We start from the raw sequence: 13,610 nt of genomic DNA on the forward strand, positions 1-13,610 counted from the left end.
GCATCGTCGCCGGGGATCAGCCCACCCCCAGGTGGAGCAGGTCCTCGCCGACGATCAGCCTGCCCGAGTAGCCCTTCTGCGCCGCCTTCCAACGGCGGGCCGGATTCGTCGCGGGGACCAGGTGGTTGAGCACCAGGTTGCGGGCGCCCGCCGGCTCCGCGACGTCCCGTCCGACCTGCTCGATCGTGGTGTGGCTCGTGAGGAGGTGCTCGCGCAGGGGCTCACGGATGGCCTCGGGGACCGCAGCGACCAGTTCGTCGACGAAGCGGGGGTCGATCACCTCGTGCACCAGATAGTCGGCGTCCCGCGCCAGACGGATCAGGTTGTCGCTGACGCAGGTGTCACCGGAGAAGACGACGGAGCCGTCGGGGGTGTCGAAGCGGTACGCGAAGGTGGGCGCCATCGGCCGGTGGTCGACGAGGGTCGCCGTGACACGGACGTCGCCGTCCTCCCAGATGGACAGCGGCTCCGTGAGGTGCAGCGGCCTCCCGGCCGGATCGATGTCCCACACATCGCCCAAGTCGATGTCGTGCACGTTGAACAGGTCGTCCGGCATGGTGAAGTTGGACTCGCGGGCGCGCCCGTTGAAGTCGGCGGCGAACGCCTGGCTCAGGTAGCCGGTCATCGCGGAGATGCCGGGCGTCGGACGGTCCGGGTTCACGACGGGCGGTGCCTGCCGGTCGGGAGGGAACACGCTGGGCAGCGTGCCGCGGTCGCCGGGGCCGAACACCTCGATGGGCGGCAGGGTCCGGCCCACGATGTTCGAGGGGCCTGTCGCGTAGAGGGACGGCCAGTCGGCGACGTGGTCACTGTGCAGGTGGGTCAGGAAGACACCTCGTACCCGCGTGAGCGACGAGCCGAGGTGGTCGTCAGGACCGAGCCCGCTCTGCACCAGCCGGTGCAGCGCCCCTTGTCCCAAGTCGACGATGTAGACCCGGTCTTCGTACACGATCGCGCTGGAGACGCCGCATCGCGCGCCGTCCGCCCAGGCCGGGCCGCCGGCCGTGCCGAGCAGAACCAGACGGGTGCGATGGCGGCTCGCGGTGCGTCCGGTGGCCTGGGAGCGTGCGGCGGCGGTCCCGGATCCGAGGGCGAGCAGGCCGGCGGTGGCGGTCGTCGCGCCCAACGCTTGAAGGAAGCGGCGCCGGTTGGTGCGGGGCGCCGGGGCGCTGTGGGAGAGGGCGTGGTCGAGCAGATGGCACACGTGCGGTGGACCTCCTTGGACCCGAGCGGGTGTGCTCGGGGTGTCGGGCGTGCTCGGGATCTCGGGCAGCAGGCGTCAGGCGTCGGACCCGGGGGAGACGTGCGACGCGGGGGACATGGGTGACGCCGCCAGGGCCGCGTCCGGACGGTCGCCCGGCTCCCCGCTCGCGGCAGCGAGCCCCCGACCGGTCTTGCGCAGATGCGTCCACAGTCCGAGGAAGCCGGCGAGGAAACCGCTGATCAGCCCGGACACGGCGTGGTTGGCCGCGTTGGCGGCGGCGTTCAAAGGCATGCCGACGACCAGGTAGTTGGCCACCGCGCTCATCACCGCGCCGATGACACCCCCGATCAGCCCGCTGACGAGCGACACACGGACCGCCGACGGGCCCGTGGACACGACGCGGCGCCCGGTGTCAGTGGCCTCGGGTGCCCGCGTGTCCGGTGATGACCCCTCGATGCCGATGACCCGGTCGAGCGCCACCGGGCCCGGACCCGAGAGTGCGACGGCGAGGAAGCCGGCGATGAGCACCAGCGGAAACTCCGCGCCCGCGCCACTCGCGGCGCCCTGCTGCGGCGTGATGAATCCCGTGTCCGTATTGACCAGGGCCAGTGCGACACACAGGTGGACCGACAGCAGCAGCGCCGTGAGCCGGGACAGCAGCCCCACCACGAGGAACAGTCCGCCGAGCGACTCACCGAGAGCCACGGCCCAGCCGACGGCCGAGGGCGCGGGGACGTCCAGGCTCGCGAGGAAGGCACCGAAGCCGTCGGGACCGTGCACCAGCTTGTCCACGCCGTGCACGGCCATGACGGCCCCGCAGGCGACCCGTGTCACGCACGGGCCGACGGAACGCAGCCCGTGCAGCGGGGCGACGCCAAGGGCGCGCCGCAGCGCCGTGGTCCTGGAAGGGGCCATGACGGGGTCCTCTCGGAGGGGTGACATGCCGGTGCCTGGAGTGCGTCACGGGCACGTCGGCCGGTGACGTATGCGCAACTGTGCTGGTGACAGGCCCGGTTGGGAATCCTCCGGGGCATCGCGACTTCGGATGCCGCTCATCCACCGCGTGGATGCCGGGGGAGCGGAACATCGCATCCGCACGCCCGGTCGATTCAGGCCCCCGCCCCGCCATCCACCGGCACCACCGCCCCGGTCACCATCGACGCCCGGTTACTGAGGAGCCACGCCGCCGCCTCGGCGACCTCGCGGGGTTCGGCCATCCGACCGAGGGGGATCGCCGACTTCACCTGGTCGACGATGCCGGGGGTCGCGGCCTCCCATGCGTCGATCATCTCGGTGGCCGTGCCGCCGGGAGTGAGGCCGTTCACCCGGATTCCGTCCTGGGCCCAACTGACCGCGGCGGTCTCGGTGATGCTGTTGAGCGCGCGCTTCATGGCGCCGTAGGCGGGCAGGGCGGGGTTCGCGCGGCGGCTGCCGATGCTCGACGTATTGACGATCGCCCCGCCCCCGCCGCGTCGCATCAGTGCGGCCTCGGCGGTCATCGCGGTCCAGTGCGCGCGGAAGTTGACGGCGAACTGCTGGTCGATGTCCTCGTCGCTGGTGGTGTGGAGCGGTCCGGGCTGCTGGATCGCCGCGCCGTTGTTGAACGCTCCGTCGAGGCGACCGTGCAGCTCGCCGACGTGGTCGACCGCCGCGCGGATGCTGTCCCGGTCGGCCAGGTCCAGCGCGACGGCGTCGGCCACGCCGCCGTCGGCGCGGATCTCGGTGACGATGCGCTGGAGCGCTTCGGTGCCGCGCGAGGCGAGCACCACGGCGGCGCCTTCCTGGGCGAAGAGGCGGGCGGCGGCCGCCCCGATGCCGCGGCTGGCGCCGGTGATGAACACGACCTTGCCGGCGAGCAGGCCGATGGGCGGGTGCGTCATGCGGTTCGTCATGTGGTTTGTCATGTGGTTCGTCATGAGGGGAGTGTCGGCGCGGTCCGCGGGTCCGATACAGGCACAACCGGTACCAGGATGTGCGGCCGCGGGGCGGGCACACTGGGGGCATGGACAAGCAGGAACTGGGCTCGTTCCTCCGCAGCCGCCGTGAGCGCCTCAAGCCGCAGGACGTCGGCCTGCCCTTTGGGGCGCGACGCCGGACACCGGGGCTTCGCCGCGAGGAAGTGGCGGTCCTCGCGCACATTTCCACGGAGTACTACGTCCGGCTCGAGCAGGGGCGGGCGCCGCGGCCGTCCGGTGAGGTGCTCGCCGGGATCGCGGGAGCGCTGCGGCTCACCGACGCCGAGTCCGACCACCTCCATGTCCTCGCGGGCACCGCACCGAACCGCAGCGGGCTGCACCGGCGCGACGTTCGCCCGAGCATCCTCGCGCTCCTCGAGCGGCTGCCGCAGACGGCCGCGTTCGTGACATCCGCCGTGTTCGAGGTGCTTGCGTGGAACGACCTGACGGCCGCGCTCATGGAGGACTACGCCGAACTGGCCCCCGATGAGCGCAACTTGGCGCGCCGTGCGTTTCTCGGGCCGCAGCGTCCCGGGGCGCCGCTCTACGGGATCTCCGACGCCGCCGAGTTCCGTCAGTACGTCGTCATGGAGCTGCGGGCCGCCCTCGCCCGCTACCCGGAGGATCCCGCGGTCACCTGCCTCGTCGCCGAACTGCGCGACGGAAGCCGCGAGTTCGCCCGGCTGTGGGAGCTGCGTGACGTGCAGGCGGCGCCGACCCTCACCAAGACGTTCCACCACCCGGTCGTCGGAGAGGTCACCGTCGACTGCGACGCCCTCGCACTCACCGACCGCGACCAGCGCCTCGTGCTGTACAGCGCGCCACCCGGATCCCGGGACGCCGAGACGTTGGCCCTGCTGGGCGTGGTCGGTGCTGACGGGGGCGGGGTCCTGCCCCGGGCCACGTAACCCCTGCCGAAGTCCCTCAACCCGCCGGTCGGTACTCCTGCTCGGGGCGCCCCGTGGCCCCGTACCGCAGTCGCATGCGCAGCAGGCCGTCCGTGCACAGGCCCGCGAGGTGGCGTTGGGCCGTGGCGCGGGAGATGCCGATGGAGTGGCCCACCTCCGCGGCGGACAGGGCGGCGTCGGCCCCCCGGACGGTGGTGAGTACCAGTTGGCGGGTGGCGGCGTGTGCGCCGGTGGGGCGGTCGCGGCGCGGTGGGGGAGCGAAGAGCGTGGCCACCGCTTCGTCGATCGTGTCCTGGTCGACGTGCGGGGAGTCCAATGTGCGGCGGTAGCGGGCGTAGCCGCGAAGGCGGTCGATCAGGCGCTGCGGAGGGAACGGCTTCGCCAGGTAGGTGAGCGCGCCGGCCGACAGTGCTGCCCGGACAGTTTGTCCCTCCGTCGCCGCGCTCAACACGAAGGAGTCGCAGGGCAGTTCGCGGACCAGGTCCACGCCGGAGCCGTCCGGGAGGTACACGTCCACCAGGGCCAGGTCGACCTGCCGCTCCCGTACGATCTCGCGCGCCTGCTGGGCCGACTGCGCGGTGGCCACCACCGTGAATCCGGGCGCCTGCGCCACGTGGGACGCGTGCAGGCCCGCCACGTGGAAGTCGTCGTCCACCACCAGCACCGACAGCGTGGTCCTTTCGCTCACCGTGTCTCCTCCAGTACGCCCGGCAGCCGTGCCACGAACACGGCGCCGCCGGGATCCTCGTCGTTGCCCGGGCCGCCCGGTGTCACCAGCTCGACCGCTCCGCCACGGCTCCGTGCGATCTGCCGCACCAGCGCAAGGCCGACGCCCCGGCCGCCGGGCGTCGAGGTGTCCTCCTTGGACGAGACACCCTCCTCGAAGATGTCCTCCGTGCGGGCCGCCGGGACACCGTCGCCGCTGTCCGCCACGGTGATCACGAGCGTCGTGCCGTGCGTCATCAGTTCCACTTCCACCTGCCGTGATGTGCGGCCGCCCTCGCCCGCGGCGTGCACGGCGTTGTCCAGCAGGTTGCCGAGGACGGTGGTGACATCGACCGGTTCGGTGACGGGGGAGTCGATCCAGGTGCCCTCGCCGAGGGTCAGCTCCACGCCGTTCTCGCGTGCCTGGGCCGCCTTCGCGCGCAGGAAGGTGCGCAGGTACGCGTCGTCCACCGCGTCCAGGCCGGGCAGGGACACCGACGTCGAGCCCGTGCCGAGGAGTTCCTCCAGGTAGCGGGCCGCCTGTGTCAGATGGCCGCCGTGGACCAGGCCGGCCACCACGTGCAGCCGGTTGCTGAACTCGTGGCGCTGGGCGCGCAGCGCCGTACTCATCGCCTGCACCGCGTCCAGCTGCCGTGTCAGCGACTCGACGTCCGTGCGGTCCTTGACGGTGACGAGCGTGCCCAGGTCCCGGTCTGCCCTGCGCACCCGCCGCGCCGACACCACGAGGACCCGTTCGCCCGCCGTGGTCACCACCGGTTCACCGCCCCCGCCGTCCGGCCGGGCCGCGCGGGCCACCGCCAACACCCGTGGGTTCAGGCCCCATTCGGACACCGGGGCGCCCACCGGTCCGTCCACCGCGAGCAGCCGCCGCGCCTCGTCGTTGACGACCGTCACCCGCTCCCGCGCGTCGAGCGCGAGCACACCGTCGCCGATGCCGTGCAGCACCGCCTCCTGTTCCTGCACGAGACCCACCAGTTCCTCCGGTTCCAGGCCGAGGGTGAGCCGTCGCCACCGGCGGGCGAGCGCGGCGGAGGCCATCACACCCACGAGCAGTGCCACCGCCAGGCAGGCCAGACCGACAACGAGTACGCGGACGACCTGGTCGTGCACGTGGCTCGCGGCGACCCCCGCGTTGGCCTCGCCCACCACACGACGGCTGTGCGGGGCGTAGACGGGGACCTTCGCCACGATCTCCTCGCCGAGGTGTGCGTGGTCGTGGTCAAGCACCTCGTGCCCGGCGAGCGCACGTGACGGGTCGGTGCTCACCATGCGTCCGAGCTGGCTCTTCTGCGGGTGGGCGAGGCGGACGCCGCGGTCGTCCGTGACCACCACGAACAGCGATCCGGTACGGGCCCGGGCGGCCTGCGCCAGCGCCTGCACCGGTCCTTCGGCGAGGGCGTCGACCTCCTTCTCCGCGCGGGCCCTGCGGTGTCCGTCGCCGGACACGGAGTAGTGGGCCGCCTGCGCACGGACGACCGGGTTCGCGGCGACGGTGCGGGCCACGCCCAGCGCCCGCAGCTGGTACTCGCGCTCGACATGGCGATCGTTGACGTATGCGAAGGCCCCGAAGGCGGCGGTGAGGGCGAGCGCGACGACCGCGCTCTGCAGCAGCAGTACCTGGGTACGCAGCCGCAGTCGCCGATTGCGCCACCGCTTGGACCTGGAGAACCTCACATCGCGACGGTATCCGCCGCCTCTCGCGGGACCTCCAGGGGCCCCGTCCCGAGCGTGCACTCAATGAGCACAACCCGCACAAGGCGGGTTTCGCGGCTTGCGCGCGCAACCTGTTCGGCGCGGATCGCAGCGGGATACGTTCACCCGGATCATCCCCCGGCCGACCCCGTGTGCGTTCGCCGATCCGTTGCTGATCCTTCCTGCCCGAGCCGCTTTGACCAGGAGTTTCCCCATGACGCCACCCACCGCAGAGGCCAGGGACGGCCTGCGCGACAGCACGCGCGGAGGTTGCCGGTGACCACGCACACCTGGGGACTCCTGGCCATCCTCGTCCTGTCCATCGTCGCGCTGATCGCACTGATCAACTCGCGGCTGCGCCTGCACCCCTTCGTGGCCCTGACGCTGGTCTCGCTCGCCGCGGCCGTCGCCGCCGGTGAACCCGCGGAGAAGATCGCCGAGTCACTGGAGACGGGCGCGGGCTCGATCCTCGGCGACGTCGGTGTGACCCTCGCCTTCGGGGCCATGCTGGGTCGGCTGCTGTCCGACTCCGGAGCCACCGACCGCATCGCCCGGCTCATCGTCCACCGGGCCGGTCGCAGATCGCTGCCGTGGTACATGGCCGGTGCGGCGTTCGTCATCGGCATCCCGATGTTCTTCGAGGTCGGCCTCATCGTGCTGCTGCCGCTGATCTTCAGCGTGGCGCGGCGGCTGCGCGACGACCACGACGTCAAGGGCTCCCCGTACGTGGCCCTCGCCGCCCCGGCGATCGCCGCCCTGTGCACCCTGCACGGCATGGTGCCGCCGCATCCGGGACCGCTGATCGGGGTGAACGGCCTGCACGCCAACCTCGGTCTCACCATCGGCGTCGGCCTGGTGTGCGCGATACCCACGGTCATCCTCGCGGGCCCCGTCTACGGCCGGTGGATCGCGCCGCGCCTCGACGTCCGGCCGGACCGGGCGCTCGTCGCCCAGTTCACCGGTGACCGAGCCGCTGATGCCGACGCCGGCACCTCGGCCGACACCACGGAGGCCGGCCGGCCGCGCCGCAGCGTGCCCACCGGCTGGGCGGTCGCCGCGGTCCTGGTCCCCGTCGTCCTGATGCTCCTGAACACGGTCGCCGACCTCGTGCCCGCGCTGCCCGCGGGGCTGCGGCACGCCCTCGCCCTGACCGGTTCGCCGGTCGTCGCGATGTTCTTCGGCCTGCTCTTCGCGCTGTTCGTGGTGGCACTGCCCAGCGGGGTGGGCGGCGAGGCGATCCGCGACTCCCTGGGCGAGAGCCTGCGGTCCGTGGCCGGCATCCTGCTGATCATCGCGGGAGGCGGCGCGTTCAACCAGGTCCTCGAGGACTCCGGCATCGGCAAGGCGGTGGAGTCGGCCGCCTCGGGCGCACACCTCAACGTACTCGTCCTGGGCTGGCTGTTGGCACTGCTGCTGTCGTTCTCGACGGGCTCCGCGACGGTGGGCATCGTCGCCGCCACCGGAGTCCTCGCTCCGATGGCCGCCACGGAGTCGAGCCTTGCCACCTCGCTGCTCGTCGTCGCCATCGGCGCGGGTTCCGTGGGCCTCAACTACGTGAACCACGCGGGATTCTGGCTGGTCAAGGAGTCCTTCGGGATGACACTCGGTCAGGCCACCAAGTCCCACACCGTCATCCAGACACTGGTGAGCGTCTGCGGTCTGCTGATGACACTTCTGCTGTCGCTTTGGGCGTGACGCGGTGACGAGGATGCGAAGGTCCCGTCGGGACACGTGAAGGCTCCACACATCCCTCTCCACCGCTTTGACCTCGGTGGAGAGGGGTCAATAGGTTCGGGCGCCGAGTACTTCCCCGCGTACTCCCTTGTCCTGCCACGGACTTGACCCGCCACGGAACGGAGCTTCCCCGTGTCATCCCTTGACGCGTTCACGTCGTATCCCCTCAGCAGCGAGAACCCCGTGACCGGCGCCCCCGAGTGGCTGCGGGACAACCTCGGCACGTTCGTCGGCGTTCCGCTCCGCATCCTCCTGATCGTTCTCGGTGCCATGCTGGTGCGCGCGCTCGCCCAGCGGGCCATAACCCGGACCGTGAACAGGGTTTTGCAGGCCAACGAGCACGGCAGTGAGCCGCGGCGCACCACCCGCGGTCCCGCCGTGCTGCAGCGCGATGCCTCCCGGGCGCAGGAGCGGCGCGAGCAGCGGGCGCGCACCATCGGCTCGGTGCTCAGCAGCATCGTGACCATCGTCATCTCCGTCATGGGCCTGGCCATGATCCTCGACCAGATCGGCATCGCGCTCGGCCCGCTGCTCGCCAGCGCAGGCGTGGTGGGTCTGGCGATCGGCTTCGGCGCGCAGAGCCTCGTCGCCGACTATCTGGCCGGAATGCTCATCATGATCGAGGACCAGTACGGCGTCGGTGACTCGGTCGACCTCGGCGAGGCCATCGGCGAGGTCGAGCACGTCGGCCTCCGCCTCACCCAGGTCCGCGACCTCAACGGTGGCCTGTGGCACATCCGCAACGGCGAGATCATGCGCGTCCGCAACGACAGCCAGGAGTGGGCCCGCGCGGTGCTCGACGTGTCGGTGGCGTACGACTCCAACCTGGAGAAGGTCTTCGCCGTACTGGAGGAGACCGGCATGTCGCTGCGCGAGGACCACGCCTACAACGGTGTTCTGCTGGAGGACCCGTCGGTGTGGGGTGTGCAGTCCATCGAGGCCGACGGCATCGTGGTGCGGCTCGTCGTGAAGACCGCGCCGCTGAAGCAGTGGGCCGTCACGCGCGAGCTGCGCCGCCGCGCCAAGGAGGCCCTCGACGCGGCCGGCATCGAACTCCCCTTCCCGCAGCGCGCGGTGTGGGTGCGAGGCGCCAAGGACGCCGACGCGGAGAACACTCGCGCGGACGCCCCGCTCTCACGCTGAGCGGCACCGACGTCACCCGCAGGCGGCACTGACGTCACCCGTATTCGGCACCGAGGTCACCCGTAGAGCGAGCGCGCTCCCGGTGAGCCGTCCGCGAAGCGCTGGCCCATGGCGATCTCGTCCCCGATCACCGACCAGAGGGTCTCGTCGTGGAGGAAGGGGAGCGGGTCGACACTGCTCGTCTCCTTGCGGATCCGCTCGACCTCGCGGTCCAGGCGCTCGAACCCGGCCTCCTCGCCCTCGTCGCCGAACGTGAACTCCTCCAGTACGCGCTGGAAATGGAGCGCCACGTGGATGAGTGAGGAGACATCGGCGTGGAGCTCCTGCATGGTCTCCTCGTCCGTGTCGACGGCGTACACCTTGCCGGAACCGGGGTCGAGGGCGAGGTGTGCGTTGAGCAGCCAGCCGATGACGGGCCAGCTGCCCGCGTCCGGCGGAGCGTCCTCGAAGTCCTCGGTGTCGGCGACGTCCTGGACGAGCGACGGCCCGCCGGACTCCGCGGAGGGCTCGTACAGCAGGAGCGTCCCCGTGGGGACGCCGACGGTCCGCAGGAGACGTACGCCCTCGGTGTCCGCGACGGACGGCGGGAAGGCGGTGGCGGGCAGCGTCGCGAGCCGGTCCTCGCCGAAGGTGTCGGCGAGGACGTCGCGGGTGACGTCGAAGAGCATGGCTGGAACGGGCTCCGAACTCTCGGATGGGGCGGCGGGACTACGTGGCCGGGGGCCGGTTGGCGTCGAGTTGCGTCAGCCGGGTCACCAGGAGCGCGGCCTCCTCGGGGTCCATGCGGATGTCGAAGACGTCGTCGAGCAGCTTGGGCACCTCGCGCGGTGGCACGGTCTCCGTCACCGGATCCTGCCCCGGCCGGTGGGTCGTCCAGGCCAGCGCGTCGAGCGTGTCGTACCGGTCCGTGCGCAGGCGCTGGATGTACGGGCGGGTGACGAAGGGGGAGCGCTCGTGCGTGGACACGAAGTGGTTACCGACCGCGTAGTCAATGGGGTACTGCGGGTTCTCGGTGAACACCTGCCGCACCGTCCAGCCCTCGGGCCCCTCCGGGCCGTCCCCGCGCTGGTGCACCGCCCAGCCCTCCGAACCGTGGGTGATGACCTGCCGGCGCAGCAGGTACGGCCACGGTCCGCCCTCGCTGCGGGCGCCGTCGACCAGCTCGATGGGCTCCAACGGGCTGGCGCCGAAGCCGATGTCGACCAGCCACCGCCCGCCGTCCAGGTCCACGATCAGCATCGCGTGGGTCGGCGGGCGGGGTGTGCTGGAGTCCGCCCCGAGCTGCACGCGCGCGGAGACGGCGGTGAAACGGAACCCGAGCGCCTCCAGCGCGGCGGCGAACAGCACGGTGTGCTCGTAGCAGTAGCCGCCCCGGCCCCTGCGCACCAGCTTGTCCTGGACCGACGGCACATCGATCCGCACCTCGCGGTACAGGAACGAGTCGTACGTGTCCCACCGCAGGGTCAGCACATGTGCGCGCTGCAGGGCCCCCAGTGTCTCGAGGGTGGGCGCACGGTCGCCCTCGTACCCGAGGCGGGTGAGATAGGCGTCCAGGTCGAGTTGCTCGCTGCTCCACATGTGGGGGTCAACCTCGGCGGGCTCGGCGGCTATTCCGGGCGGCTCACCCGATCGGGCCCGGCGGGGCGCACCCCGACCGCGACCGGCCGGTTCACGCCTTCAGCATCCGCTCGCTCAGCTCCCACAGCCGCCGCGCGGATGCGGGGTCGAGGGAGTGGGACATGGCGTCGGCCGGGATGCTGTCGGCCGTCAACGGCCGCTCCTCGTCGTCCAGCGGCGCGATGTCGCTGTCCTTGAGGTAGACACCGCCGATGTTCGCGAGCGTCGGGTGCGCGGCGCCGAACACGATCGTCGCCGCGCCCTGCGCCGCGGTCTTCTTGCCGCGGACGGGGTCGATGACCGGTCGGCCCTGCTCGTCGATCAGCCCCTCGGCGCGCAGGGCCTCCTCGCCCGCCGCACTGTTCAGCGCGGTGCCGACGACGACGCCGGGGTGGGCGGAGTAGGCGCGGATGCCATCGGCGGCGTGGCGGTGGTCGAGTTCGACGCCGAACAGGACGTTGGCGCACTTCGACTGCGCGTACGCGAGGCCCGAACTGTAGTCACCCGCCTCGAAGTTGACGTCGTCCCAGCGGATGCCGGACATGCGGTGGGCGCCGGAGCTCACGTTGACGACGCGGGCTCCGTGGGCGGCGCGCAGGGCGGGCAGCAGGTCGAGGGTGAGCTGGAAGTGGCCCAGGTGGTTGACGGCGAACTGCAGCTCGTAGCCGCGCCCTTCGACCTCGCGGGTCGCGGGGGCGGCCACGCCTGCGCAGTTGACGAGGATGTGCAGGGGGTGACCCGTGGCGTTCCACCGGTCGGCGAAGGCGGTGACGGAGGTCGGGTCGGCCAGGTCCAGACGCCCGGTGTCCACCTCTTTGATGCCGGCCGAGGCCAGTGCGTCCGCCGCGCGCCGCGGGTCGCGGGCGGCGACGGTGACAGAGGCGCCCCTGGCGGCGAGCGCGCGGGTGACCTCTCGTCCGATGCCGGCGTGGCCGCCGGTGACGACGGCGTACTTGCCGGTCAGGTCGACGTCGGCGAGGACGTCGTCAGCCGTCGACGCGGGCGTGAATCCGGAGCCGATGGGTCGCTGCTTGGTGGTCATGAGACATGTCCTCTCGCGGTGAGGCGTGTGTCGACCGTGATGTGGTCGCCGCCCACTTTCCGGAACGTTGCTCCGTTTAGCTTACGGAGCACTGTTCCGTTTCCGCAAGCGCAGTAGGGTTCGCTGTGACGATCAGTCCTCGGGAGGAAAGCGTGGAAACCACGGAAGGCCAGGTCGGGGGAGCCGGCCGCGGCAAGCGGGCCGACGCGGCGCGCAATCAGGAGAAGCTGCTCGCCGCGGCCGCCCGAGTGTTCGTGACCTCTGGCGTCGACGCACCGGTGCGGCAGATCGCGGCCGAGGCCGGCGTCGGCATGGGCACGATCTACCGGCACTTCCCGACCCGCGCGGAGCTCGTGGTCGCGGTCTTCCGTCATCAGGTCGAGGAGTGCGCGGAGGCGGGTCCGCGGCTGCTGGCCGAGGCGGGGTCCCCGTTCGAGGCGCTGCGTGCGTGGGTCGACCTGTTCGTGGACTTCCTGGTCACCAAGCACGGCCTGGCCAACACGCTGGAGCCGGGCAACAGTGGTTTCGCCGCGCTGCACTCGTACTTCATCGATCGCCTGATGCCCGTCGCCGAGCGGCTGCTGGACGCCGCCGTCGAGGCCGGCGAGATCCGGTCCGGTGTGCGGCCGTACGAGCTCCTGCGTGGCATCGGCAATCTCTGCATCGGTCACGAGAGCGACACCGATTACGATCCCCGCCGGTTGATCGATCTGCTGCTGCGGGGGCTTCAGCAGCCGCGCTGAGTCGGTCTGGTGGGGGCAGGCGGGGCCCGGCGTGGATGCTGCGGGATTACGCCGAGGTCGTCGCCGGGGGCGTTCGCTGGGAGAGTGCCTTCGCTCGCCCGCAGGTGTGACCCGCAGGCGCGCCGCCCGCTCCGGGTGGCACCCGCAACGAACACTGGCGGCATGATTCTGCGCCTCACTTCCACGCGGCTCGTGCAGCGTGCCGCTCTGGTCGCCGCCACCGCGCTGACGACCGCCCTGTCCGCCGGGCTCGTCGCCGTTCCCACCGCGTCGGCCGCGTCGCCCGCCCACTGCGCCGGCTCCTGTGGCGGCCCGGCCGTCGTGGCCCCGCTGTCCCAGGAGCCGCCCGCCGTCGGCGCGTGTACGAGCCCGGAACCCGTGGTGTGCGAGATTCGCCGCTCCACGCCCGACGAGCGGGTGGAACAGCGCGACATCCGTATGAGGTACCTCGACCTCATCGGCGACATGGACCACGTACGGTGCACGATGCGCGCCGAGGGGCGCAGCCCCGAGGAGATCGCCCGCCGGCTCGTCGACATGCGCAACGACGCCAAGGAGATCACCCGCGCCGGGATGACACCGGAGGAGGTCCGGGTCCTCGAAGCGCGCAACATGGTGAAGTACGGCAACCCTCTCGGCCCCACCGCCGACCAGCTCCACGCCAAGTACGGCTCCTGGGAGAAGGTCGCCGACGCCGCCACCCGCACCAGCCGTGCCGTCGACGGCGAACTCGGCCTGGCGTACCTCCCCTGTCCCTGTGACGTGCCCGCCGCGGCCTGACTCGACGGGACCCGGCGGGGTGTGCGGTCAACTGCCCGCCGGGGCGCGGTAATTGGCTCGCAGTGC

General features: G+C 71.7%; 13 protein-coding genes. 5 read left to right on the top strand and 8 right to left on the bottom strand.

All coding sequences use genetic code 11. The features are described from left to right. Positions 1–16 precede the first annotated feature (16 nt). The 3 genes from OG746_RS41435 to OG746_RS41445 all read right to left on the bottom strand — a co-directional run bounded on the left by OG746_RS41435 (position 17) and on the right by OG746_RS41445 (position 3,108). Positions 17–1,204, bottom strand: a complete 1,188-nt coding sequence (locus OG746_RS41435; RefSeq protein ID WP_266724185.1) for an MBL fold metallo-hydrolase — start codon at positions 1,202–1,204, stop codon at positions 17–19. 75 nt (positions 1,205–1,279) lie between these two features. Next, positions 1,280–2,119, bottom strand: a complete 840-nt coding sequence (locus OG746_RS41440; RefSeq protein ID WP_266724187.1) for a DoxX family protein — start codon at positions 2,117–2,119, stop codon at positions 1,280–1,282. A 194-nt stretch (positions 2,120–2,313) separates the two neighbouring features. After that, positions 2,314–3,108, bottom strand: coding sequence for an SDR family NAD(P)-dependent oxidoreductase (locus tag OG746_RS41445; RefSeq protein WP_266725730.1), 795 nt, complete (start codon positions 3,106–3,108; stop codon positions 2,314–2,316). A gap of 98 nt (positions 3,109–3,206) precedes the next feature. On the opposite strand from OG746_RS41445, the gene OG746_RS41450 reads away from it, so the two are divergent. Then, complete coding sequence (locus tag OG746_RS41450; RefSeq protein WP_266724188.1) at positions 3,207–4,067, top strand: helix-turn-helix transcriptional regulator; 861 nt, start codon at positions 3,207–3,209, stop codon at positions 4,065–4,067. A gap of 16 nt (positions 4,068–4,083) precedes the next feature. Here OG746_RS41450 and OG746_RS41455 read toward each other — a convergent pair whose 3' ends face one another. Next, positions 4,084–4,755 (bottom strand): response regulator, encoded by a 672-nt coding sequence (locus OG746_RS41455; RefSeq protein WP_266724189.1) that lies wholly within the window; start codon positions 4,753–4,755, stop codon positions 4,084–4,086. Beyond that, entirely contained in the window at positions 4,752–6,467 is a 1,716-nt protein-coding gene (locus OG746_RS41460; protein WP_266724190.1) for a sensor histidine kinase, read from the bottom strand. The genes OG746_RS41455 and OG746_RS41460 overlap by 4 nt, the downstream gene beginning before the upstream one ends. Positions 6,468–6,761: 294 nt before the next feature. Here OG746_RS41460 and OG746_RS41465 point away from each other — a divergent pair, with 294 nt between their 5' ends. Next, positions 6,762–8,180, top strand: a complete 1,419-nt coding sequence (locus OG746_RS41465) for a GntP family permease (protein ID WP_266724192.1) — start codon at positions 6,762–6,764, stop codon at positions 8,178–8,180. Positions 8,181–8,351: 171 nt separating this feature from the next. After that, on the top strand, positions 8,352–9,362 hold the full coding sequence (locus OG746_RS41470; RefSeq protein ID WP_266724194.1) for a mechanosensitive ion channel family protein: 1,011 nt from the start codon (positions 8,352–8,354) through the stop codon (positions 9,360–9,362). A gap of 56 nt (positions 9,363–9,418) precedes the next feature. Here the strand turns inward: OG746_RS41470 and OG746_RS41475 are convergent, their stop codons facing one another. The 3 genes from OG746_RS41475 to OG746_RS41485 form a co-directional block, all read right to left on the bottom strand. Continuing rightward, positions 9,419–10,030, bottom strand: a complete 612-nt coding sequence (locus OG746_RS41475) for an SUKH-4 family immunity protein (protein ID WP_266724195.1) — start codon at positions 10,028–10,030, stop codon at positions 9,419–9,421. Positions 10,031–10,070: 40 nt separating this feature from the next. Continuing rightward, positions 10,071–10,940, bottom strand: coding sequence for an arylamine N-acetyltransferase family protein (locus tag OG746_RS41480; RefSeq protein WP_266724196.1), 870 nt, complete (start codon positions 10,938–10,940; stop codon positions 10,071–10,073). A gap of 91 nt (positions 10,941–11,031) precedes the next feature. Further along, the gene (locus OG746_RS41485; RefSeq protein WP_266724198.1) at positions 11,032–12,021 is read right to left on the bottom strand and encodes an SDR family NAD(P)-dependent oxidoreductase; all 990 of its coding nucleotides are present in this window, start codon (positions 12,019–12,021) and stop codon (positions 11,032–11,034) included. A gap of 152 nt (positions 12,022–12,173) precedes the next feature. Between OG746_RS41485 and OG746_RS41490 the strand changes: the two genes are divergently transcribed. Continuing rightward, positions 12,174–12,764, top strand: a complete 591-nt coding sequence (locus OG746_RS41490; RefSeq protein WP_266724200.1) for a TetR/AcrR family transcriptional regulator — start codon at positions 12,174–12,176, stop codon at positions 12,762–12,764. 162 nt (positions 12,765–12,926) lie between these two features. After that, the gene (locus OG746_RS41495) at positions 12,927–13,544 is read left to right on the top strand and encodes a hypothetical protein (RefSeq protein ID WP_266724201.1); all 618 of its coding nucleotides are present in this window, start codon (positions 12,927–12,929) and stop codon (positions 13,542–13,544) included. Positions 13,545–13,610 lie beyond the last annotated feature (66 nt).

This window comes from Streptomyces sp. NBC_01016 (assembly GCF_026341035.1).
Lineage (GTDB): Bacteria > Actinomycetota > Actinomycetes > Streptomycetales > Streptomycetaceae > Streptomyces.